Annotated in this window: 20 protein-coding genes; 14 read left to right on the top strand and 6 right to left on the bottom strand. The window is 60.6% G+C overall.

From position 1 onward, the window contains the following. The first annotated feature begins 3 nt into the window (after positions 1-3). The 7 genes from ABK249_RS23860 to ABK249_RS23830 all read left to right on the top strand — a co-directional run bounded on the left by ABK249_RS23860 (position 4) and on the right by ABK249_RS23830 (position 9,432). Positions 4-1,053, top strand: a complete 1,050-nt coding sequence (locus ABK249_RS23860; protein WP_037152922.1) for an ABC transporter substrate-binding protein — start codon at positions 4-6, stop codon at positions 1,051-1,053. After that, positions 1,050-2,738: an ABC transporter permease subunit gene (locus tag ABK249_RS23855; protein WP_227704014.1), complete on the top strand. Its 1,689-nt coding sequence runs from the start codon at positions 1,050-1,052 to the stop codon at positions 2,736-2,738. Before ABK249_RS23860 ends, ABK249_RS23855 begins: the two co-directional genes overlap by 4 nt. 182 nt (positions 2,739-2,920) lie before the next feature. Next, on the top strand, positions 2,921-3,877 hold the full coding sequence (locus ABK249_RS23850; RefSeq protein ID WP_227704015.1) for a TAXI family TRAP transporter solute-binding subunit: 957 nt from the start codon (positions 2,921-2,923) through the stop codon (positions 3,875-3,877). A gap of 6 nt (positions 3,878-3,883) precedes the next feature. Then, entirely contained in the window at positions 3,884-5,824 is a 1,941-nt protein-coding gene (locus tag ABK249_RS23845; protein ID WP_227704016.1) for a TRAP transporter permease, read from the top strand. Next, a complete protein-coding gene (locus ABK249_RS23840) occupies positions 5,821-6,609 on the top strand; it encodes an IclR family transcriptional regulator (RefSeq protein WP_037152931.1) in 789 nt (262 codons plus the stop codon). Before ABK249_RS23845 ends, ABK249_RS23840 begins: the two co-directional genes overlap by 4 nt. Positions 6,610-6,673: 64 nt before the next feature. Continuing rightward, complete coding sequence (locus ABK249_RS23835) at positions 6,674-8,263, top strand: FAD-dependent monooxygenase (protein ID WP_227704017.1); 1,590 nt, start codon at positions 6,674-6,676, stop codon at positions 8,261-8,263. A gap of 146 nt (positions 8,264-8,409) precedes the next feature. Then, the gene (locus tag ABK249_RS23830; RefSeq protein WP_227704018.1) at positions 8,410-9,432 is read left to right on the top strand and encodes an LLM class flavin-dependent oxidoreductase; all 1,023 of its coding nucleotides are present in this window, start codon (positions 8,410-8,412) and stop codon (positions 9,430-9,432) included. A 23-nt stretch (positions 9,433-9,455) separates the two neighbouring features. Here ABK249_RS23830 and pdxA read toward each other — a convergent pair whose 3' ends face one another. The 4 genes from pdxA to ABK249_RS23810 form a co-directional block, all read right to left on the bottom strand. Continuing rightward, positions 9,456-10,436: a 4-hydroxythreonine-4-phosphate dehydrogenase PdxA gene (gene pdxA, locus ABK249_RS23825; protein ID WP_227704019.1), complete on the bottom strand. Its 981-nt coding sequence runs from the start codon at positions 10,434-10,436 to the stop codon at positions 9,456-9,458. 29 nt (positions 10,437-10,465) lie between these two features. Then, positions 10,466-11,599, bottom strand: coding sequence for an iron-containing alcohol dehydrogenase (locus ABK249_RS23820; RefSeq protein ID WP_227704020.1), 1,134 nt, complete (start codon positions 11,597-11,599; stop codon positions 10,466-10,468). A gap of 224 nt (positions 11,600-11,823) precedes the next feature. Then, complete coding sequence (locus tag ABK249_RS23815; RefSeq protein ID WP_227704021.1) at positions 11,824-13,020, bottom strand: sialidase family protein; 1,197 nt, start codon at positions 13,018-13,020, stop codon at positions 11,824-11,826. 12 nt (positions 13,021-13,032) lie between these two features. Beyond that, entirely contained in the window at positions 13,033-13,941 is a 909-nt protein-coding gene (locus ABK249_RS23810) for a dihydrodipicolinate synthase family protein (protein WP_227704022.1), read from the bottom strand. Positions 13,942-14,230: 289 nt separating this feature from the next. Between ABK249_RS23810 and ABK249_RS23805 the strand changes: the two genes are divergently transcribed. From ABK249_RS23805 to ABK249_RS23775, 7 genes are all read left to right on the top strand, one after another. Further along, positions 14,231-15,880 (top strand): ABC transporter substrate-binding protein, encoded by a 1,650-nt coding sequence (locus ABK249_RS23805; RefSeq protein WP_227704023.1) that lies wholly within the window; start codon positions 14,231-14,233, stop codon positions 15,878-15,880. A gap of 207 nt (positions 15,881-16,087) precedes the next feature. After that, the gene (locus ABK249_RS23800; RefSeq protein WP_227704024.1) at positions 16,088-17,044 is read left to right on the top strand and encodes an ABC transporter permease; all 957 of its coding nucleotides are present in this window, start codon (positions 16,088-16,090) and stop codon (positions 17,042-17,044) included. Between the two features lie 2 nt (positions 17,045-17,046). Further along, entirely contained in the window at positions 17,047-18,006 is a 960-nt protein-coding gene (locus ABK249_RS23795; protein WP_037152957.1) for an ABC transporter permease, read from the top strand. Then, the gene (locus ABK249_RS23790) at positions 18,003-19,010 is read left to right on the top strand and encodes an ABC transporter ATP-binding protein (protein ID WP_227704025.1); all 1,008 of its coding nucleotides are present in this window, start codon (positions 18,003-18,005) and stop codon (positions 19,008-19,010) included. Before ABK249_RS23795 ends, ABK249_RS23790 begins: the two co-directional genes overlap by 4 nt. Further along, positions 19,010-19,999 carry an ABC transporter ATP-binding protein gene (locus ABK249_RS23785; protein ID WP_227704026.1) on the top strand — a complete coding sequence of 330 codons (990 nt, stop codon included), beginning with the start codon at positions 19,010-19,012 and terminating at the stop codon, positions 19,997-19,999. The genes ABK249_RS23790 and ABK249_RS23785 overlap by 1 nt, the downstream gene beginning before the upstream one ends. Next, complete coding sequence (locus ABK249_RS23780; protein WP_227704027.1) at positions 19,999-21,072, top strand: four-carbon acid sugar kinase family protein; 1,074 nt, start codon at positions 19,999-20,001, stop codon at positions 21,070-21,072. The genes ABK249_RS23785 and ABK249_RS23780 overlap by 1 nt, the downstream gene beginning before the upstream one ends. Before the next feature lie 9 nt (positions 21,073-21,081). Beyond that, a complete protein-coding gene (locus ABK249_RS23775) occupies positions 21,082-21,852 on the top strand; it encodes a FadR/GntR family transcriptional regulator (protein WP_037152964.1) in 771 nt (256 codons plus the stop codon). Positions 21,853-21,873: 21 nt separating this feature from the next. Here ABK249_RS23775 and ABK249_RS23770 read toward each other — a convergent pair whose 3' ends face one another. After that, on the bottom strand, positions 21,874-24,084 hold the full coding sequence (locus ABK249_RS23770) for an alpha-amylase family protein (protein ID WP_227704028.1): 2,211 nt from the start codon (positions 24,082-24,084) through the stop codon (positions 21,874-21,876). Between the two features lie 28 nt (positions 24,085-24,112). Continuing rightward, positions 24,113-24,393 (bottom strand): substrate-binding domain-containing protein (locus ABK249_RS23765; RefSeq protein ID WP_348864224.1); only part of this gene is annotated, 281 nt, incomplete at its 5' end.

Genomic DNA, 24,393 nt, shown 5'->3' with positions numbered 1-24,393 from the left:
CAGATGACTCTCTCGCGTCGTGCATTCAACAAGCTCGCTCTCGGTGCCGGTCTTGCCGCACCGTTCCACATCATCCGACCCGCAGCAGCGCAGGAACCCAAGAAAGGCGACGAACTGGTCGTCGGCATCTGGGGCGGCGCCCAGGAGAAAATCGTCAAGGAACATGTCGAAAAGCCGCTGGTCGAGAAATACGGCTGCAAGGTGAGCTACGTTCTCGGAGGCACCGGCGATCGCCGCGCCCGCGCCTATGCCGAGCGCGGCCGCCCGAGCTTCGATGTCATCTACCTCAATATCTACGAAAGCCGCCAGGCCGTGAAGGACGGCGTAACCCAGGCCCCGACTCCTGCCGTCAAGAACTTCGAGGCGCTTTACCCGAGCGCGCGCAAGGGCGGCTACGGCGTCGCCTTCAATCCCTGCACCATCGTTTACGACAAGCGCAAGGCCTCGAAGCCGATCACGTCCTGGAAGGACATGTGGAACCCTGAATGGAAGGGCCGCATCGCCTGGCCGGACGGGCTCGGTGCCGAAGGCATTTCGGCCCTGATGATGACCGCCCGCGCTTGGGGCGGCACCGAGAAGGACTTTGATCTCGTCGTCGACAAGGTCAAGGAACTCAAGCCCTTCGCCGCCATCCAGGCCAGCCAGGCGCAACTCTTTGAAATGTTCGACCAGGGACTTTGCGATCTGTCGGTGGAATTCGGCAGCTTCACCCGCTCCTATGTGGAAAGCCGCAACCCGAATATTGAAATTGCATCTCCGATTGAGGGACAGGCTCTCGCGATGAACGTCGCCTGCATTACCGAGGGCACCAAGAACCAGAAACTCGCCGAGGAGTGGATCAACCTCCACCTTTCGGAGCCCTGCATGCTGGCCTATGCACGCGAGATCTACTATTCGCCGACCGTCAACAACGTCACCGTGCCGGACGATCTTAAACCGAAGCTCATTCTCGGCGATGAGCAGGTGAGCAAGCTTGTCGACTTCGACTGGGACGTCATCAACGCCAGCCGCGCGAAATGGCAGGCGCGCTACGACCGGGAGATCGCCGGATGAACCGATGGATAGGACCGGCGCTTGCTGCGCCGGTCACCCTGTGGCTGCTGCTTTCCTTCGCAGCACCGATGTTCGTGGTACTCGTGCTGTCCCTGCACGAGTATCCGGACCCGTTCGGCCCCATTTTCATGGCGCCGTCGCTTGCGCAATACAGCGATATCGTTTCCGACGGCTTCTATTACGGCGTCGTCTCCGAAACCGTGCTTCTCGGCATCGGCGTGACCGTGTTGACCGCGCTGCTCGGTTATCCGCTCGCCCACTGGCTGGCGCGCATGCCGGTCAAATATCGCGCACTCGCATTCTCGGTCATCCTCATCCCGTTGTTAACCAACGTCGTCGTGCGATCGCTCGGCATCATCCTGCTGCTTGCGCCCGAAGGCCTGATCAACACCGTGACCGGGCTCTTGGACATTCCGCCGGCAAGGAACATGCTGTTCACCCATGGCGCCGTCGCCGTCGCGCTGGCGCAGGTCTTCCTGCCGTTCATGGTTCTGGCACTTTACGACAACCTGCAGAACACGTCGCCCCGCGTCCATGAGGCGGCCGAAAGCCTCGGCGCGTCTCCCGCGGTGCGGTTCCTCACTGTCGACCTGCCGCTTTCGTTGCCGGGGCTGCGCTCAGGGGCGATCATCGTCTTCCTGATGGCATCGACGGCCTATGTGTCCGCCACCCTGCTCGGCGGCAAGAAAGTCTGGACGACGGGCATGCTCGTGCTCCAGGAGGCGATAAAGAATCTCAACGCCCCGCTTGCTTCGGCGCTGGCCGTCATCATGACCATCACGAGCCTGGCTTTCGCGGCTCTGTGCACCGTTGCGCTCAACCGCCTGATGCCCTGGCTGAAGGCCAGGCCCAGCCGGCCTCTGAGCATCCCGCGCTGGCTCGTGCCGGTGGTCGATATCCTCGGGCCGATCGTCTCGAAGCTTCTGCTGGTCGCGGCACTTCTGCTTCTCCTGCTGCCGCTCGTGCTCGTCTGCATCCAGAGCTTCAACGACGTGCCGCAGGCGACGGCCGCAGGCTTCCGGGGCTTCACGCTCAAATGGTATGAACAGGTCTTTTTCGCCGGCACCTATGCGGATGCGTTCTGGGTCTCGGTGAAGCTTGCGGTCACCTCCATGCTGGTGGCGATCGCCCTTGCCTTGCCGGCCTCATTCGCCCTGGCACGGTTTCCCTTCAAGGGCCGGTCCGTCCTGCTCGCCTTCTGGCTCCTGCCGCTCTCACTACCGCATGTGGCGATCGGCGTCGGCATGCTGCGGCTTCTCCAGCTTTATCTGATGATACCGCCCTTCCTCGGCTTGGTCGCCATTCATGTCATTGTCATCCTGCCCTTCGCCATCACGCTGCTGACCACCTCAGTCATGGGCCTCGACCGCGCTCAGGAAGAAGCAGCCTCAAGCCTCGGAGCAAACCCGATCCGGCGTTTCGTGCTGGTCATCATGCCGGGTCTTGCGCCGGGCTTGTTCGCGGCCGGAATCGTCGGCTTCCTCCTCAGTTTCGGCGAAGTCACGGTGACGAGCTTCCTGACCACAGCCCGCCTGACGACGCTGCCGGTCCGCATCTATGCGGAATCGACCTTCAGCCTGGAACCGACCGCGCACGCGATTTCCGCCGTGCTGATCCTCTTCACGGTCATTGCCCTGACGCTGGTGGGCAGAGTGGTGCGCCTGGATCGCCTCTATGCGCGGTGAGAGAAGATCCAGGCCGGCGCTCCATCGACGGACAAAGGCGAGTGTCGAATATTATGCCATCCGAGAAAAGGGCTTGTAAAAACACCAGTCGCGAGACAAGATTGATCCGTAATCTCTCTTATTGAGATTTTACATCGGTATGCTTGGCCGATGGAGGAGAACAAGCGGAGGAGGAACAATCAATGAAGAAGCTGATGCTCTCGGCCGTCTTTACGGCCGGGCTGATCCTTTCTGGCCATGCCTCGGCGCAAACCGTCGGCATTGCCACGTCGAACCCCGGTTCGATCTTCCACAATATCGGCACGGCTGTCGCAAAAGCCGCCAACGATGCCGGCCTCAACACGACGATCCAACCGGCAACGAGCCCCAACCAATATATGCCTCTCGTCAATCAGAACGAGGTCGAATTCGGCGTCGGTAACCTTGAGGAATTCAACAACGCCCTGAAGGGCGAAGCTTGGTTCCAGGGCAGCGTCAACGAGAACCTGCGGGTCGTCGGCCTGATCATGCCGATCAGGGAAGCGATCTTCGTCAAGGCAAGCAGCGACATAAAAACGACCGCCGATCTCAAGGGTAAGCCGATGGTGGACGGCTATACGGCGCAACAAACCATCCTGCCGCAGCTCGATGCCATCTATGCCACTGTCGGCCTGTCGCGAAAGGATATGCAACCGGTGCAAGTGCCCAGCGTCGTCGCGGGCGCAGATGCCTTCATCGCCGGCCAGAGTGTCGGTTTTATCTTCGCGCATGGTGCCGGAAAGGTGCGCGAAGCGGACGCGGCCGTTGGCGGCATCCGGGCACTGACCATTCCGGATACGGAGGAAGCAAAGGCCGCGATCCGACAACACTGGAAGTCCGGATATGTCGTCAAGATGGAACCCGGTCCTGCCAACCCCGGCGTCCTGGAACCCGGCACTTTCATTGCCTATCCGCAGCTCGTGTTCACCAATGCAGCCGTCAGCGAGGACATTGTCTACAAGATGACAAAAGTCCTCTACGATAGCAAAGCTTCCATGCAAGCGGCCTTCCCGCCATTTGCCGAATTTGACCCGAAAGCGATGGTCGGTGAGACGGCTCCGGGTGAGTACCACCCCGGCGCTATCAAGTTCTACAAGGAAGCTGATCTCTGGAAGGGTTGATGCGTGATGGCCGTCGAACGCATGAGGGAGCCCGCTTTTGGCGTTCCCGCAGGTCTCTGGAAGCCGGTCGCTGCGGTGCTTGCCGCGGCCATCACGTTGAGTGCCATGCTCTGGTCATTGGACGTGCCGCGAATGCTGGGGGTATCCTATTATCCCCAGCAGTTCCTGGCCGTCGTGCTTGCCCTCACTCTGCCACTTACCTTCATGATCTATACGCCTGGCCGCGACAAGCGCTCCGGCGCGATGCCGTGGTATGACGCGATCGGTGCCGTCCTCAGCGCCGCGGCTTCCGCCTATATCGCCTGGAATTATCCAGCCGTTGTAAACCAGATATTCATGCGTCCGATCGAGGCATGGCTGCCGGGGATCATCCTGCTCTTACTTCTGCTGGAAGGCCTTCGCCGCTCGACCGGCTGGATGCTTGTGATCATCATCGTCGCGTTCCTGCTCTACGCCATGTTTGGCAATTTCGTTCCCGGCCGTCTCGCCGGCCGGCCACAGGACTGGCAAAAGCTCGCCGGCTACATGGCCTATGACGTCAACGGCATCTTCGGCCTGTCGATATCGGTCGGCGCCACGATCGTCGTGGCATTCATTTTCTTTGGAGCTTTGCTCGGCGCAACCGGGGGCGCAAGGTTCTTCACCGATGCCGCACTTTTTTCCATGGGTCGATATCGCGGCGGCTCGATGAAGATCGCGGTTGCCGCCTCCGCCCTGTTCGGATCGATTTCCGGCTCTGCGGTCGCCAACGTGGTCGCGACCGGCGTCGTTACCATCCCGATGATCAAGCGGGATAAATATCCCGCCCACAAGGCCGGCGCGATCGAGGCCGTCGCCTCGACCGGCGGACAGTTAATGCCCCCCGTAATGGGCGCCGCGGCCTTCCTGATGGCAGAGTTCCTGCAGGTATCTTATGCCGACGTAGCACTGGCGGCACTCATACCCGCCTTGCTTTACTATGGCGCCTTGTTCATTCAGGCCGACCTCGACGCTGCCAAGCTCGGCATCAAGAGCGCACCGGAGGAGGATATCCCAAACGGCTGGGCGATCCTCGGCGGACTGCATTTCCTGATTGCCTTCGCGTTGCTGATCTACGCTCTCTTTTGGATGAACTGGCAACCGGAAAAGGCTGCCTTTCTTGCCTGCGGCTCGGTGGTGGTGACGGGAGCGATCTTCGGTTACGACCGTGTACGAGCATCGGTCCGAGCGTTGTCTGCGACGATCATCGAGGCCGGCGAGGCGGTCGTCGAGATTATCGTCATCTCAGCCGCGGCTGGTATCGTCATCGGCGTGATGAATATGACAGGCCTCAGCTTCAATCTCACTTATGCTCTGGTTCAACTCGGTGGCGGCAGCGCGATCGTGCTGCTCGTCATGTCGGCGATTGTCTGCATCATCCTTGGCATGGGTCTGCCGACGCTCGCCGTTTATGTGCTCCTCGCCTCCCTGGTAGCGCCGGCCCTCGTCGAAGTCGGGCTGCCTCCAATGGCGGCTCATCTCTTCGTGCTCTATTTCGGCATGATGTCGATGATCACGCCGCCGATCGCGCTTGCTGCCTTCGCGGCCGCAAGCATTGCAAAGGCCGATCCGATCAAGACCGGCATCGCGTCCTGCAAGTTCGGCTGGATCGCTTTCGTCATTCCTTTCATGTTCGCGTATTCGCCGAGCCTGCTCATGATCGGCGATACAACCTCGGTTATCTGGGCCCTGGTCACTGCGGCCTTCGGCGTCTGGCTGGTTTCCTCCGCGCTCGCCGGTTATTTCACGGCCCGCCTCTCGATCATCATGCGCATCGTCTTTGCTATTGCCGGAGTTCTGGCACTCATTCCCACCGACGCCTTTACAGGCGCCGTCTATACCGATGCGGCGGGACTTGTCGCTGGGATCGCCGCCATGGCATATGCCTACGTCGGTGGCAAAAAACTCATGGAACAGGCAGCATCTTGACGGAAAAATCGGTCAACAGTCTCGAACGCCTGCAGGCTGTGCTGGGGCTTTTCTCCGAAGACAGACTGGAATGGACGCCGGAAGAAATGATGGAGGTCCTGGGTTACGCCCGCCCCACGCTCTACCGTTATCTGAAGATCCTGAAGGCGGCGGGGCTTTTGACCTCCATGCCGAATACTGGCTTTACGCTGGGACCGAAAATCGTCGAGCTGGACTATCTTCTGAGAAAGTCGGACACCCTCATCCTCTCTGGCGCTCAACACCTCCAGAATCTCACTCAACGATACAACTGCACCGCCCTTCTCTTGCGCTGGTATGGCGATAAGATCCTCTGCGTCGACTCCCGCAGCTCCGTCAAGAACCCTATCAGCAGCTACCCGCGTGGCCGCCCGATGCCGCTGACCAAGGGCGCGATTGCCCGCTCGATTATTTCGTTCCTGCCTCGCCGGCGCCTTCTGCAGATCGTCGAGCGCAATTTCGACGATATGAAGTCCATTGGTCTCGGCAGCACCATCGAAGAAGTATACGAGAGCCTGAAACGCGTGAAGAAGGCGGGCTTTGCTGTCGCCTATGGCGAGGTCACGCCAGGTGTGGTTGGCATCGCCGCACCGGTCTTCGATGTCGGTCGCAGCCCCATTGCCAGCGTTTGCGTCACCATTTCCGGCAGCCTTGTCGATGGCTCGACCATCGATGAGATCGGCCGAAACGTCAGATCCGTGGGAAAGGACATAAGCCAGATGCTGGCATCGCATCGCCACAGCAATGAAAATCATAATCTCATATAGAGAGACTTTGCATTGACTTGATTGCTTCAGCCTCGCATCTTCGGAAGCGGGAGGACAAAGCGAGATGCAGGAAAGACAAGCGCAGGTAATTATTGTCGGCGGTGGTCCGGTTGGAACGGGACTTGCGATCGAATTGGGCCAGCGAGGAGTTCACACAATCATCGTCGAGCGTTATCCCTCACCGCAGCAAGTGCCCAAGGGACAAAACCTCACCCAGCGGACAATGGAGCATTTCTACTTCTGGGGCGCAGAACAACCGCTGAGAGCGGCCCGGACGGTGCCGAAGGAATACGGTATCGGTGGGCTGACTGCATATGGCACGCTCCTCGGCGACTATCACTATGACTGGCTGCAGCGCGAACTCGTGCGGCCCTATTACTTCACCGACAATGAGCGGCTGCCGCAATACCGGACCGAGGAGGTGCTGCGCGAGCGCGTGAAAGCATTACGTGACGTTGAGTGTTTCTACGGATGGAACGCTGAGGATATAGCGGAAGATCCGGAAGGTGCTTCGGTTGCTATGGCTCGGCGCGATGGGGCCGAGCGCTGCGTGCTCCATGCCGATTACGTCGTCGGCTGCGACGGCAGCCGCTCGATGGTGCGGGAAAAAGCCGGCATTACCCAGACACTCTCGGACCATGATCGGCTGATGGTTCTCCTGGTCTTTCGCTCCACCGGCCTTCATGAGCTGTTAAAACGATTCCCCGGCAAATCCTTCTACAATGTGCTTCATCCGGAATTGAAGGGCTATTGGCAGTTCTTTGGCCGCGTCGATCTCGGCAATAGCTGGTTCTTCCACGCGCCGGTCCCGGCGGGCACGACGAAGGACAATTTCGATTTCGCCTCCTATCTGCACAGGGCGGCCGGCGCAGAATTCGACATCGCCTTTGATTACATAGGCTTCTGGGATCTGCGTTTCGCCAATGCCGACAGCTATGGTCGCGGGCGGGTTTATATCGCCGGCGATGCCGCTCACAGCCATCCTCCCTATGGCGGTTACGGCATCAACACCGGCTTCGAAGATGCCCGCAATCTCGGCTGGAAGCTTGCAGCGGTTCTTCAGGGCTGGGGCGGCCCGGACCTCCTCGAAAGCTATGACGAAGAGCGTCGGCCGGTCTTTGCCTCTACTGCCGGCGACTTTATCGAGAAGGCGATCCACAGCGACCGGGACTTCCTGGAGAAATATGATCCGGCGCGCGACAAGGCTGCCTTCGAAGCGGAATGGGCGGCACGAGGGTCAGGAGCGAGAGCGGAGGTAAATGCCTTCGAGCCGAACTACTGCGGCTCGCCGGTTATCTTCGGTCCCCCTGGTGGAAAGACTGGCGCCATCGGCGGGCATGAATTCACCGCCCGTCCCGGCCACCATCTTTCGCCACAAATACTGTCGGACGGGCGCAATGCCTTTGAAGTTCTTGGGTCGGGGTTCACGCTGCTTGCTTTCGATGGAGACGCCAAGAGCATGGCGGCCTTCTCGAAAGCCGCGGAAATGCTGTATCTGCCGCTCGAAATCATCTCCGACAACCGGGCTGATGGGCGAGAGAAATATGATGCTCGCTACATTCTTGTGCGGCCCGACCAATTTGTCACGTGGTCTTCCAACGACACACCTCCTTCACCGGAGGCTATCCTGCGAAAGGCAGTTGGACGGCAGTAAAGGCCCGAAATGAGCGCTCAAGAATTGGATTGGAGGCTGGCCCGTAAAGTGTGAACGCTCTGTAGCTGCGTCGCACCTATATCCCGAGCCGGAATTGTGCCAAGAAGCGCAAGCTGCACTGGCAAAACCTTTTACGCGACGGGATCATGAAAAAGATCGGCTTCCTATCGTTCGGGCATTGGTCGCCCTCGCCCCAATCGCAGACGCGGTCGGCATCCGACGCGCTTCTGCAGTCCATAGACCTCGCCGTCGCGGCCGAGGACCTGGGAGCTGACGGGGCATATTTCCGTGTACATCATTTCGCCCGCCAGCTCGGCTCGCCATTCCCGTTGCTGGCGGCAATCGGTGCGAAGACCAGCCGCATCGAGATCGGCACGGCAGTCATCGATATGCGTTACGAGAACCCGCTATACATGGCCGAGGACGCAGGCGCGGCCGACATCATCGCCGGTGGGCGCCTGCAGCTTGGCATCAGCCGTGGATCGCCTGAGCAGGTGATCGACGGATGGCGCTATTTCGGTTACGTCCCGCCCGAGGGCCAGACCGAAGCCGACATGGCCCGCCGCCATGCAGAGGTTTTGCTCGAAGTGCTGCAAGGCGAAGGTTTTGCTCAACCCAATCCGCGGCCGATGTTTCCCAATCCTCCCGGCCTCCTGCGCATCGAGCCGCATTCGGAAGGTCTGCGGGATCGCATCTGGTGGGGAGCGAGTTCGAATGCCACCGCTGCCTGGGCGGCCAAGCTTGGCATGAACCTGCAGAGTTCCACACTCAAGGATGACGAGAGCGGACTTCCATTCCACGTTCAGCAGGCCGACCAGATTCGAGCCTTCCGCGAGGCATGGAAGGCCGCTGGTCACGCGCGCGAGCCGCGGGTATCGGTCAGCCGCAGCATCTTTGCGCTGGTCGATGACCGCGACCGTGCCTACTTCGGGTATGGAAACGATAACGACGACAAGATCGGCTTCATCGACGAAAAGACCCGGGCGATCTTCGGCCGCAGTTACGCCGCCGAGCCGGATGTCCTTATCGAGCAACTGGCGAAGGATGAGGCGATCGCGGAGGCTGACACGCTGCTTTTGACTGTCCCCAACCAGCTCGGCGTCGACTACAACGCGCATGTCATGGAAGCCATCCTGACCCACGTTGCCCCGGCTCTTGGCTGGCGCTAAGGTTCGCTCCGTCGGAACGGCAGTTACAAAGCGTTGGTTCTGCTGGTTGCGATCAGCCGCGCATAGGAAATGGCAGACAGCATGTTGACGTGGTTCGCCTTTCCGGTGCCGGCGATATCGAATGCCGTGCCGTGATCCACCGAAACACGGTCGATCGGCAGGCCGAGCGAGACGTTGACGGCGCTGTCGAACGCCACAAGCTTGATCGGGATGTGACCCTGGTCGTGATATTGCGCCACGACGAGATCGAAGGCGCCGTTATACGCCCGGGCGAAGACCGTATCCGCCGAAATCGGCCCGACCACATCAATGCCCTTTGCGCAGGCCTGTTGGACGGCGGGCGCCAGGAATTCCGTATCCTCGGTGCCGAAAAGGCCGTTCTCGCCGCAGTGTGGATTGAGACCGGCCACCGCAATACGCGCCTTTCTGCCGATCCGCAGGAAGTGCTGATGTCCCGCCTCGATCGTCGCCAGCACCCGCTCCGTCTTCGCCCGCTCGATCGCGCCGCGCAGCGAGATATGAGTGGAGACATGGATCGTGTTGAGCCGTTCGGAGGCGAGCAGCATGAACGAGCTTTTCGAGCCGGTCAGATGTGCCAGCAGGCCTGTATGGCCGTCGTAATGATGGCCGGCGAGGTTCATCGCTTCCTTGTTGATCGGTGCGGTGACGATACAATCCACGTCCCCCGCAAGCGCAAGCTCCACTGCCCGACGGATATAGCGCACCGAGGCATCACCTGCGACAAGGCTTACCTTGCCAATATCGGGCATCACACCATCGATCTCCACCTCATCGACCGCGATCGCTCCTGCCCTGGGTGTAGTGGAAAAAGCAAGCGAGGTGCCGCAGGACTTGTTGGCGCGCTCCAATGCTTCGATATTGCCAACCACCGTGAAATTCGCACGTTCAACCTCCGGCAAAGCCGTCAGCGCCTTGACGATGACCTCAGGCCCCACGCCCGCCGGATCGCCCAGCGTGATCGCGATACGCGTGTCCTTGCTCATGATCGGATGCCCTTCTCCTAAAGCCCGTCTTAATATGCAGCTTCGTAGATCGCCAGAATATCAGCGCGAGACATGTCGCGCGGATTGTTGTCGAGAAGACGGCGGATAGAAAAGGCATCATCGGCCATGATACCGAGATCCGTATCCGGCACGCCGATTTTGGAGAGCCTCATCTCGATATCAAGCGAGGCGCAGAAGGCATGCGCTGCCTCAAAGACTGAACCGATGGTGTTCGAGTGCCTGAGGCCAAGCGCCTCGAGGATCATTGCCGTCTTTTCCGGCACGGCCGGCGTATTGAATGCGAGTACATGCGGAAAGATCAGCGCATTCGCCGCACCATGCGCCATATGCCAGCGCGTACCGAGCGGATAAGCAAGTGCATGGCCCGCCGCCGTGTTGACCGGGCCGAGGCAGAAGCCCCCATAAAGAGAGGCGAGCGACAGCCCGGCGCGCGCTTCCGCGTCATTACCCTCGGCGACGGCCCGAGCCAGATAACGCCCGACGAGCCGTACGCCCTCGATTGCATAAAGATCGATCGCCGGATGGGATTTCCGGTTGGTGAAGGCCTCGACGCAATGGGCCATGGCATCGATGCCGGTGGCGGCGGTAACCTTGGGCGGCACGGTGAAGGTGAGTGCCGGATCGATGACCGCGATATCGGCAAGCATATGGATGCTTTCGACTGCGAGCTTGCTTTGGGTAGCCGGATCGGTGACCAGTGCGCGGATACCGGCTTCGCTCCCCGTACCCGAGGTCGTCGGCACTTGCGCAAGTGCGGCGCGGCGCGGCATGGCGACCTTGCCGGCGCCAACCACATCGGCAAGCGCCTGACTGGAGCCGGAGAGAACAGCCGCAAGCTTGGCAAGGTCCATGGCGCTTCCCCCGCCGAAGCCAACGATGAGTTCGGCATTTGCCTGATCGGCTGCTGCCAATACGCGCGTCAGGTCCTCGATATCCGGCTCGGCACGCACCTCGCCGAACACCGTAACCTCACCTGCAAGACCGAGCACTTTCGTTCGCGACGCGTTGAACGCATCCGAGATCACCAGAATACGGCGATATTTCCGCTGGGCGGCCCAGACGCCAAGGCGTTCCGCCGTCCCCACACCGAATTCGATCACCGGCGGCCGGATCATGGAGATCGGCATGCTCAGAGTGTTCATCCGCTTCACCTCTTCCCATGCGGGCGGAGCGCCTCGCGCCTATAGATGTAAAGTTGTTATATCCATTGAGCAAACTTGGCAAGCGACGAGTAGGCTTTTCCCACTTTGCCGGCGTCCTCAGCAGACTTTTAATAAGCAATATGAACTTGAAAGACCGAACACCCCGCCCTGAACCGGGCGAGAAGGCCACACTCCAGGACCTGCGGCGCCAATGCTCTGAATTGTCAAGTCTCCAAAAAAGACCTGTCCAGCCGCACATATTTGATGGCCCGTCGGAAGTAGGTGTAGGCGACATGCAGGGTCCCATCCGTCTCTTCGACGATTGACGGGTAGGAAAACTCCCGATTCAGCATGTCGGTCGAATTATTGCTGAGACAGTAACCGTCGCCCGTGTCGAGGTCGAAGCGTGTCGGAAATGTCGCGCCGCCATCACGCGAGATCGCAAGGCTGAGCGGCGCACGTGGCACGCCCCAGACAGCACCGCCCGGACGGGACACAGCTTCAACCCCTGCCGCCGCTCCACTACTCTCGGAACCTTCGATTTCATCGTAAAGCGAATGCCTGCGGGCATCCGACATAATCGCATCGGAGTGATTGTAAACCATTGCAATCCCACCATCTTTCAGGCGCGTTGCCTGAATGGACGAATTGTTGTTGGGAAGCTCGGTTGCCTCCGGCGCACTCCAGGTCAGACCGCCATCGCCGGAGCGGCTGCGCAGAATCTTTGTCGCAAAACGGTTGCGATAAAAGGCCACCATCTCCCCGCCCTGAAGCGGTACGATGTTCATATGCACGGCGCCGATACTGTCCGGCACCTCGACCATCTGCCAGCTTTTGCCGGCATCCTGGGAGACCAGCACGGCGGCCCGATCCATATCGCCCGTCCAGCGGCGACCGATTTCCGTCAGGCAGCGGAAGATCGGCAGAAGCCATACGCCGTGATTATTCACGATGATCGGCTGGCGAATGAACGTGCCGGGAATGTCGCAGAGAATCTCGGGCGTCCCGAACGTACGACCACCATCAGCAGAGTCACACTTCTTGACAACTGCGCCGTCCTGATTGCCGGATGTTTGCGAGGTATAGAGCAGCCACACCTTGCCATCAGGCGCAGTGAAGATCAGCGGGTTCTGCTCGGATTTGGCGGGATCGTCGCTGAGCTTCTCCGCTTGCGACCATGTTTTTGCTCCCGGCGCAAGACGGGACATGTAGACCGAAATATCACCCATGCCTTCCATCGTGCCCCCGAACCAGACGCACGTGAGTGTTCCATCCGCCAGGAAGGCGAGGTTTGCAGCATGATTTTGCATGCAAGGCGATGGAAGGTAGGCATCGGAGCGACCGGCGCTCCCGGCATTCGGGGGAATTTCGCCGGTCATCAGGGCCGGCACATCAGCGGGGTTGAGAGCTGTAAACGTCATAAGATCAATCGCTTATGGCAAGCTGAGATAGCTTGCGGAAAGATCGGCAAATTCCGTCTCCGAAAGCGCCATCAAAGGTGGACGCACGCGACGCCAGCCAGCCTCGCCCGTCTTCAGTTCCACCATCGCCTTGATCGTCGGAATCTGCACATAAGAATTGGAGAGCGCGCGGTAGGCGTTGATGCGCGCCTGCGCCGCTTCGACTTCGGCGGCCATGGCCGGATTGGCGACATTGTCGAAGATGACCCTCAGAGAATCTGCCACAATGTTGGAAGTCGCCGTAATGCAGCCTGCGCCGCCGGATTTCAGGAGCGGCAGCATCAGCGGATCGGCGCCCGCCAATACCGAGAAATCCGGCAAGGCCGCCGTGATCGCCTGCATATTGGCAAGTTCGCCGGCCGAATCCTTGATACCCACAACCGTCTTCGGGAAAGCAGCAACAAGGCGCTGGATCAGCGGCAGCGACAGCGGCACGCCGGAGACCTGCGGGATATGATAGAGCACGATCTGAAGACGGGCATCGCCGATCTTTTCAATGATTTGCGAATAGGCGGCGAACAGACCATCATCGCTCACACCCTTGTAATAAAAAGGCGGAAGCATGACGACCTTTGTCACGCCAAGAGACAAGGCGTGCCTGGTCAGTTCCACGGTATCCGGAACCGAGACCAGCCCCGTGCCCGGCATCAACTCCCCCGGCGCAATGCCAGCGGCAAGAGCCGCTTCGAGAATCGTCCGCCGCTCGGCAATCGAGAACGAATTCGCCTCCCCGGTCGTACCAAGCAGCGCGATGCCGTGACAACCATCGGAAAGCAAGCGCTTGCAATGAGCGACAAACAAGCCAAGATCGGGCGAATAATCCGCATTCATCGGCGTTGCCGCCGCGCAGAAGACGCCTTTGATGACATGATTATTTGACATGTAGCCTCCCGATTCCAACCCGCTCTGGAATTGGCCGATTGAACCATCGCTCATAGAGCATATGGATGCCGCTTTTTTGACGTTAAAAATCGATAGTTGTCAACAAACAAACGCCACGAGGCCAGAGACGATTATTGTAACACATTGAATTCACAAAATATTTTTTGAAGACTTCCACGAAGCACAGAAAACCCAAGAAACAATATTGACATATTTACAATATCGCGCAAATCTAGCGCATCTTGCGGCCAGGAGGAACGGTACGCATTTTTCCACATGGGAGGTAGGGATGACCAAGAGGGAAGACGATTCTGCAGCAGCCGCGCAGTTTTCGCGGCGTGAGGCGCTGAAACTCGGCATTGGCGCGACGATCGCCGCATCGGTTTTCGGCGGCAACGCGCACATCGTGCTCGCGCAGGAAGGCCAGATACTCAAAGTCGCCAATCCCGCTTTCAACCAGGATTGGTCGCCTCTTCGCGGCGGCGGCGTTCCTTATCGCTGGAACTCGATCTGGTGGGCCTCGCCCATGTATTTCGATGAGAAGGGCGAGATCCACCCCTATGTCTTCGCCAGCTGGTCGCCGTCGGAAGGCGGCAAGGTCTGGACCTTCAAGATCGATCCCAAGGCGACCTTTTCGGACGGCAGCAAGATCACCTCGGCGGACGTCAAAGGCTCCTGGAACGTCTCGGCCATGCCGAACACCAAGAACCAGCGCGCCGACCAGGTTCTGTCGAAGGTTGCCGGCTATGCGGATGTGAGCGGCGGCAATGCCACAGAACTCGCCGGCATCGCGACGCCAGATGAAGGCACGATCGTCGTCACGCTTTCGGAAGCTGATCCGATCTTCTTCATGCGCGTTGCCAATCACATTGCACCGATCACCAAGGCGTCTCAGTCGCGCGGCGATGATGGAGAGGAGATCCAGGACTGGTACATGCCGGACAACGACGCGGTCTATTCCGGCCCGTTCAAGCTGACAGAGATCGACCTTGATGCCGGTAAGCTCACCTTCGAACCGAACGAGAATTTCTTTGGACCGAAGCCGAAGCTCGCTCGCATCGAAATCACCTCAATCGAAGACAATATCACCGCGACCTCGCTGATCAAGTCGGGCGAGTTCAATGCCCATACGGAGCTCATCACCTCCACGATCGTGCAGGATCTCGGTCCCGAATTCTCCTCCGGTCCGATCATCCCCACCAGTCAGCATTTCTGGTTCAACACGTCCCGTGCGCCGATGGATGACCCGAAGGTTCGGCAGGCACTGATCATGGCCGTCGACCGCGACGGCCTGATGAAAGCCTCCTATCCGGACGGACCGCACGAGAAGACCGATCAGGTCCTTAATTCCGTGCCGGGCGCAGAAAATTCCGGTTTCGAACCCTTTCCCTACGATCCGGCAGCAGCAAAGAAGCTGCTGGCCGAATCGAAATACGGCGGTCCGGAACGGCTTCCGAAGCTCCTCTTTGTCGGTATTTCCGGCCCGGCGATCGAGGCCGCGGCGCAATTCATCGCCGAACAGTGGCGTCAGAACCTCGGCATTACGGCGGTGGATATGAAGCCGCAGCAGGATGCCTATGCCGGCCCCGACCAGAACGCGGTGCAGATCTTCCGCGACGACGTCGGCACCCGCGTGCCGGATGCAGTCTCCTACCTGCAGGGCTCGATCGCCTCGGCCTCTTCCAATGCACAGAACAAACTCGGCGGTTACAAAAACCAGAAGGTCGATGCAGCGCTTGCCGAGGCCTCGACCAAGGCGGCCGACGACCCGAAACGCGTGGAACTTGCACAGGAGGCCCAGAAGGCCTTCCGCGAGGACTGGGTCTTCATTCCCTGGTATGCTCAGGCCATGTCGCGCTGGGCGACCAGCGAGGTCAAGGGCATCGACAAGAACCTGGATTGGCAGGTGGCGCGGCCTTGGGAGATTTCGATCGGTTAAGGCGGCAATCGATCGGAACGCGGGCCGACTGCAAGGCCCGCAAGAGTGCGATGCGCGGAGCGCCAGTTTCCGCGCATTGCCTTCCGCCGGTGCGGGAGGCTCCGAATGTTTCGCAGCGGCTGTGCGCTCGCGGAAGAAACGGCATGAAAGCGTCAGGAAACCGCCATCGCCACCGGTTTCCGGCCCCATGCGGGAGGATTTTCGGCGATGCTGCGTTATGTTGCGACACGATTTGCGATCTGGATCCCGTCGGTCCTGCTCGTCATGCTGGCGGTCTATGCGCTGGTTTTTTACGGCGCGGGCGATCCGATCAAGCTGATTTTTCTGCGTGCACCGGGCGATGTGGCCTATAACCCGCAACGCATCGAGGCGATCCGCGAAAGCGCCGGCCTCAACAAGCCGTTCATCGAACAGTTCGCCTACTATGTCTGGAATCTCGCCCAGGGCAAATTCGGCAATTCGCTGAGTTCCGGCCGCTCGGTCTGGGCGCTGGTGAAAGCGGCTGCCCCGGTCTCCTTCCAGCTCGCTCTCTGTTCCGTCATCCTCACGGCGCTGGTCGCCATTCCGCTCGGCATGATCGCAGCGCTGAACCAGAACACCCGTATCGACTACACCATTCTGGGTTCGGCCCTCTTCCTCTGGGCGATCCCGGCCTATGTCGCCGGTCCGCTCCTGATGGTGGCGCTGATCGTTCTCCTGCCCGGCGTCAGGGTGCCTTATGGCTGGGGCGGTATCTTCGACGTGCGCATCCTCCTGCCGCTTATCGTCCTCTCCTTCCAGCCGATTGCGCTGATCGTGCGCCAGACACGGGCCGCCGTCATCGAGGTTCTGTCGGAGGATTTCGTCCGCACTGCCCGCGCCAAGGGCGTACCGGAGATAATGGTGGCGCTGCGCCACATCCTGCGGCCGGTACTGACCCCCGTCGTCACCCAGCTCGGCCTGATCATGATCACCATCGTCAACGGCGCGATCTTCGTGGAACTGGTCTTCGGCCTGCCCGGTCTCGGCCGCCTCACCGTGCAGGCGCTGATCAATTCGGATTATCCGGTGATCCTGGCGATCACCCTGATCGGCTCCTTCCTGGTGATGATCTCCAACCTTCTGGTCGACATCCTCTATCCGCTGCTCGACCCACGCGCCAACGCTTCCAGGAGGAGGAGCTGACGATGACGCTCGTTCAGACCAATCCGGCGATGGCCGACGAGGAGCCGCCGGTCAGCCTGTGGCGGGATGCCTGGCACCGGCTGAAACGCAACAAGCTGGCGATCCTCGGCCTCGGCATCGTCCTGCTGCTCGCCTTTGCCGCTATCTTCGGCCCGTATCTGACGCCTTACGATTTCCTGAGCCAGGACCTCGCGGCCCGCAACCAGGCGCCGTCGCTCGCCCATCTTTTCGGTACGGATGACCTCGGCCGCGATGTCTTCAGCCGTGTCGTCTACGGCACCCGCACTGCCTTCCTCGTCGCGGTCGTGGTCACGGTGATCGCTCTCGCCATCGGTACGACCCTCGGCGCAATCGCCGGCTTCTTCGGCGATCCCTATGACCGCCTCATCATGTGGCTGACCGACATGACCATGTCCGTGCCGAACCTGCTTCTGGTCGTCGTCATCAATGCCTCCCTGAAAACGCCGATCGCCCGCTGGATGGAAGCGCGATACATGGCGACCCTCAATCCCTTCTACCGTGAGACGATCTGGATCGATTTCCTCCTCGTCTTCGGGTCTATGGCGCTGATCTCGTGGCCTCCCTATGCGCGTCTTGTCCGCGCCCAGGTGCTGTCGATCCGCAGCCGCCCCTATATTACCGCCGCCATGGCGCTCGGCCTGTCGAACCGCATCATCATGACGCGCTACGTGGTGCCGAACGCGCTCGGTCCGCTGATCGTCTCGGTCAGCGCCGGCCTCGGCACGGCCATGGTGCTCGAAAGCGCCTTCTCCTTCCTGGGTGTCGGCGTGAACCCGCCGACACCGAGCTGGGGCAACATGATCTCCGACGGCCTGCGCGTCTGGCAGCACTATCCGCACCTGCTTGCCGCCCCTGCCGCCGTGCTCGGCCTCGCCTCCGTCGCCTTCTCCTTCCTCGGCGATGGCCTGAACGACGCTCTCAACCCGCGAGGTACGAAGTGACCGCTCGGAATTCAGAACCCCCTCTTCTCGATGTCAAAGGCCTGACCGTCGAAATCGACGGCCGTCGTGGCCCCGCCGTCGTCGTCGACGGGATCGATTTGCATGTCGGCAGAGGAGAGACGCTCGGCATCGTCGGCGAATCCGGCTGCGGCAAGAGCCTGACCATGCTGAGCCTGATGCGGCTCCTGCCGAACAAGATCCGTGTCAGCAAGGGAACGGCGCGTTTCGACGGCCGCGACCTGCAGACGATGCCGACCCGGGAACTGCGCAAGGTGCGCGGCGGCGATATCGGTTTCGTCTTCCAGGACCCCATGACTTCCCTCAACCCCGTGATGCGGATCGGCGACCAGCTGTGCGAGCCGCTGATCTATCACCGCAAGATGGCGAAGACGGATGCCCGCAAACGGGCCGTGGAGCTCTTGCGCCTTGTCGGCATTCCGGGGCCGGAGGAACGGCTGGACGCCTATCCGCACGAGCTTTCCGGCGGCATGCGCCAGCGTGTGATGATCGCGATCGGGCTTGCCTGCGAGCCGAAGCTGCTGATTGCCGACGAGCCGACCACCGCGCTCGACGTGACGATCCAGGCACAGATCGTCGATCTGGTGAAAGATTTGCGCAACAAACTCGGCATGTCGGTCGTCTGGATCACCCATGACCTTGCGCTGATCGCCGGTTTGGCCGATCGCGTCGTGGTGCTTTATGCCGGAACGGTGGTTGAGGACGCACCGGTCGACGAGCTTTACGCCAATCCGAGCCATCCCTATACCCGCGGCCTGCTCGCCTCGATCCCGACGCTTTCCGATGCTCCGGCCGCGCGGCTGAGTTCGATCGGCGGCACGCCGCCTGAACCCGGCCGCCGCCCTGCCGGCTGCCCGTTTGCGCCGCGCTGCCCGCTTGCCATGGACATCTGTCGGCGGGACGTGCCGAAGCTTGAACCGATCTCCTCCGGCGGCAGCCATCGCGCCGCCTGTTTTGCCGTCAACAAAGCATTGAAGGCTGCATGATGAGTGCCGAACCCCTGCTCAGGATCGAAAATCTGGTGAAGCACTTCCACGTGCGGCTCGGCGCCTTCGGCGAGAAGGCGGCGACCGTCTACGCATTGGACGACGTCAGCCTCGACATCGAGGAAGGCGAGACGCTGAGCCTCGTCGGCGAATCCGGTTGCGGCAAGTCGACGACCGGATTCACCATCCTCAACCTGCACCGCGCCAGCGGCGGCAAGGTCATCTACAAGGGCCAGGACCTGACACGGCTCGACGAGAAGCATATGCGGCCCTTCCGCCGCGATTTGCAGATCGTTTTCCAGGACCCCTATTCGACGCTCAATCCGCGCATGACGGTCGGCGAAGCGGTCGGAGAACCGATCCTCTTCCACAAACTTGCGACAAAGGCGGAGCTCAAGGAGCGCATCGCCACATTGCTCTCCGATGTCGGCCTGCCCGCCCGTTTCGCATCCCGTTATCCGCACGAGCTTTCCGGTGGTCAGCGCCAGCGCGTGGTGATTGCGAGGGCGCTTGCCTGTCAGCCGAAATTCATCGTCTGCGACGAGGCGATCTCGGCGCTCGACGTATCGATCCAGGCGCAGATCATCAACCTGCTGCTCGACCTGCAGGAGAAATACCGCCTGACCTATCTCTTCATCGCCCATGATCTTGCGGTGGTTCAGCACATTTCGACCCGTGTCGGGGTCATGTATCTTGGCCGATTGGCAGAACTCGCACCACGCGATGCGCTGTTTCAGACGCCACTACATCCCTATACCAGGGCGCTGCTCTCCGCCGTGCCCGAAACCGATCCGGAGCGCGAACGAAATCGCAAGCGCCAGATCCTGCAGGGCGATGTGCCGAGCCCGCTCAATCCGCCCTCCGGCTGCCGTTTCCACACCCGCTGCCCGATCGCCATGGAGGTCTGCTCCAAGGTCGTGCCGGAATGGAAGGCGGCACGGCCCGGTCATCTCGTGGCCTGCCATGCGGTCAATTCGGGCTTGAGCTGATGGCTATTCAAGTCGCGATCATCGCCGACGATCTGACGGGCACGCTCGATACGGGCACGCCCTTCGCGGCGGCGGGACTCGTCGTCGCGGTGGCAACCGACATAGAGGACATTCCGACCGCTTTGCGAAGCAAGCCGGACGTGCTGGTGGTCAACACCGCCTCCCGTGCCTTGCCTCCGGAGGAAGCGGAAGCGCGTATCGGGCTTGCGGCAGCGGCAATCGCAGTTGCCGAACCCGCCTTCCTCTTCAAGAAGATCGATTCACGCCTGAAAGGAAATGTCGCCGTCGAAAGCGAAGCAGTTGCAAAAGCCTCAGGTTATCGCAAGCTTGTCGTCGCGCCCGCCATTCCCGACCAGCAACGTTTCACCCGTGGTGGAGCGGTCGTCGGTCGCGGCGTCGACAAACCTATCCCGATATTGCCCCTCTTTGCCGGCCCCGGCGCGGACCTCGTCATCGCCGATGCCGAGACCGACGGTGACCTTGACCGCGTTCTCGCAAGCCATGACTGGAGCGACACGGTGGCAGTCGGAACGCGGGGCCTTGGCCTGGCGCTCGCGCGGAGGCTTCGTAAACCGGACACGAACTCCACACCTTTCCGCACCTCCGCGGCAACCTTGTTTGCAATCGGCTCCCGCGATCCGATCACCACGGCGCAGATGACGGCTCTGGAGGAATGCCGGCAGCTCCACACGGTGATCGATGCACCCGCGGGTGCCCTTGTAGCTCCACTTGAAACCGGATTGCCGGTGCTTATTCGCTGTTCCGGCGAAATCGTCGAGGACAGCGCGACCGTCGCAAGCCGATTTGCGGAAACGATCCAAGCCGCGATCGAAGCCTTGATGCCCGACACGGTGGTCACCGGCGGCGGCGACACGGCCTACGCGCTGCTGCGGGCTCTGGAAGCCGGCGTGCTGTTTCCGAAGGGTGAGATCGAGCCGGGTATTCCCTGGTGCGAAATCCTGCTGAAAAATGGCCGGCACATCCGGGTTGCGGTAAAGTCCGGGGGCTTCGGTACGCGGGAATCTCTGATACAAGCGATTGAAACGGCGCCCGAAACGCGGCAGGCCGGATGATGGGCAAGAATGGCAGATCGACTGACTGAGAGTGCACAAAGAGAAACGCGAGTAACGGCGAGCGTGAAATCGGAACGCGGCCGCTCCGTGAAACTCGTTGACCGCGTCTTCGACCAGCTTCTGGAACGCATCCGCACCGGCAATTATGCACCGGACTCACGTTTGCCCGGCGAGCACGAACTGGCAGCCATGCTCGGCGTATCCCGGCCGGTCGTCCGCGATGCCTTGAGCCGCCTTCGCGATCAGGGGCTCATCTACTCGCGCCAGGGTGCCGGAACCTTCGTCAGCGCCCAGGCGTCGGGAGCCGCGCATCTCGCCTATTCGCCGGTCAAATCGATCGCCGATATCCAGCGCTGCTACGAATTCCGCCTGACGATCGAGCCGGCGGCCGCCTTCTTCGCCGCACAGCGACGCGACAAGGCGGCGATCGACAAGATCGCCGCGGCACTCGAAGAACTGCGTGAAGCAACGAGCCACCAGCTTCATCGAGTGGAGGCGGATTTCAACTTCCACAGAGCGGTCACCGAGGCGGCCAACAACCATTTCTACACGGCCTCCATGGAAGCGCTGAAAGCGCACATCGCCGTCGGCATGCACCTCCACGGCCTGTCGCTGATGGGACCACGCCCCGGCCTGCAGCAGGTCTACGAGGAACACCAGGAAATCTTCCGTGCCATCGCCGACGGACGTGCCGAGGATGCGCGCGACCTGATGCGCAAGCACCTTGAAGGCTCGCGCGACCGCCTGTTCGAAGGTCGTGTACTCGACCTCTCGTTTTGAACCTGGCAGGGGGACCTTCCGTCAAGAGCGGAATTCGATGACGGCGACTTCATGGTCCAGGATTTGCGGGACCTCGAAAACGAGTTCTGTTCCCTCAAGTTTGGCCGCAACGTCACACGAGCTGACACGCAATTGCACTTGGCAGGAAACTTCCCTGGAGGGAACTTCCCTGGAGGGAACGCGCAGCCGGATTGTGACCGGACCGATCGGAACGAGGTCGCTCTGTCGTCCGGGCGTTTTGGCGGTAACCAGCCGGTTGTTGAGATGCAGGATATATCGGCCGTCCTGCTCATAGAGCGTCGGAGTGATGAGGCCATGCGTGCCTTCGAGCGACACCAGGAGCTTTTCACCAAGGGCCCACCGAACGGCATTGGCGATGATTAGCGCATGCTCCGGATGCTCGTCGCGGGCAAAGCACCGGTCGAGATCGCCGACAAGCCAGATGAGCTTTCCTCCCGATGTGGTTTCGCGGGCGGTGATGACCGGCAGGTCCGAATGCGGCCGCCGCATCCATGCGGTTTCCGGCGGGTAGATCGGAAATTCGTGGATAAATGTTGCAAGGACCGCAACGTCGTCATCCACCTCCACGACCGGCAGAAACCCGCCGAACGGAACGGTGTCCGTCCCTTCAAGACCGGCAAGCAGCGCATGACGCCGGCCAGTGGCCAAGGGAGCGGTCGCGTCTCTTGGGCCGTAGAGGCCGGCGCGCAGTTCTGGAACAAGCCGAATATAGGTGTGGCGATCGCTCACCTCGATGTCCGGGTTGGCAAATTCCTGCCCGCCATGCGATTTGCCCTGGCAGTGGACACCAAAAAGGTCGTTTAGCGCGAAATCCTCGCGCGGGTCACCGAACGGCCCGTAAAGACTGGTCTCGGATGTCGCTACGACCGATCCGCCGGACTTTGCGAATATTTTCACCGCCTCGGCCTGCGCATCAGACATGACACCGAGATTGGGCAGAATGAGAACGCCGAAACGGCCTACGACACGGCTGATGTCGTCGGCATGAACGGGCAGATAAGAGATCCCGGCGCGGTCGAGAGCACGGATCGCCCCCCTATAGGGGGTCATCGTGCGATCGTTGGCCTTGTCCTGGCCGTGGAAATCGTGGTTGTCCTGCGACCAGACGACACCGACATCGGCCAATGGCTTGCGGTCGACCAGAATGTCTTCATTGGCTTCATGCCAGGAAAAGATCGGCTCCGCGCTGTTGTACTGGCGACGATCCTCATGCGACGAGCCGATATGGTGCCACCACGGCTGGATGCCTCCGGCAAACCCCGAGGAGGACCATAACCGCACTTCGGCCGCAGGCATGCTCGCAAGCCGGAAGGCGGGGCTGCCAAGCTGGTATTGCGGCATGCTTTCCGGAATGAGCTTCTGCCATCCCCCCACTTCGTGCAGCCGCTTGCCTGCTTCCGTATTGTCGGCAAAGCCGTCGACGGCATTGCGGCGCTGATGATCGAGCATGACGATTTCGGTGCGCTCCAGTATGGATTTGAGGTCGATGAACCGGTTACCATTGTTGAGCACGTCTCCGCTGATCATGCCCATCCAACGGCAATGCTCGCCGCCTGCCTGCATGGTAACGGAATTGTTGAATTCCCAGAGGTCTGTCCGGCGCTTGTAGCTCCAGCGGATCCAGCGTCGGTAACGCTCGTCGGACCAGTCATGGCCGGAGGGTAGATCGACTCCGGAATATCCCCGGAATTGATCGGCACAGTGCCGGCAATAACAGATCTTCTTGCGCGGAATACCTGCCCAGCTGTTGTCGGCAAACCCGTCTGGATGACTGCGCTCGATGAGCTCACGCATGATCTCCGGCAGATATTCCGAATAATAGGGAGAGTTGACGCAGGTAATGTACTTGTCCGCCTGCCGATAGGGTTTGCCGGTCGCGTCAACGCAGATCCAATCCGGATGAGCACGATAGAAATCCTCGGCAACCCGATTGGAGTCCATCCGGGCGATAACCTTAAGCCCCTCCTCCCGGGCCTCCTTGACGATTTCTCCATAGAGATCACGCTCGCCCAGTGTATGAGCCCTGTGATGCAACGGAAAGCGGGAAGGATAGTAGGCAACGATCCCACCGGAATTGACGATGACCCCCTGGATACGTGTCTTGCGCCAATGCGCGCGCCACCAGGCGGCATCGTAGCGGTCCGGGTCGATCTCCACCAGATTGGTCTGCCCCCAACGCTTCGTTGTCCTGTACCAGGGTTCTTCAGCCATTCTTTCCTCCCTCAGTTTGCCGACTTCCTCATTCAGCCGCAGCATCCCTTGGTTGCGCGGACTTTCCCGTGCGATCGGTGCTCGCACGCTTCATGACGTCGAAGCCGACATCGACAATCCGTTCATCGTCCGGCTCGCCGTCCAACTGCCGACGCAAGGCGATAACGGCGTCATGTCCGACCTTCCAACGATGGGTCCGGACACTCGACAGGGAGGGAGAAGCCGCCTCCATGAAATCCTCATCATTGAATCCTGCTATGCCGAATTCGCGGGGGACTGCCACGCCCCGGGCCTGGCATTCGAAGAGAG

The organism is Neorhizobium phenanthreniclasticum (assembly GCF_040066075.1).
Classification (GTDB): Bacteria; Pseudomonadota; Alphaproteobacteria; order Rhizobiales; family Rhizobiaceae; genus Neorhizobium; species Neorhizobium petrolearium.
Note: the sequence above shows the minus strand (reverse complement) of the source record. Positions and strands in the feature narration are given on the sequence as shown.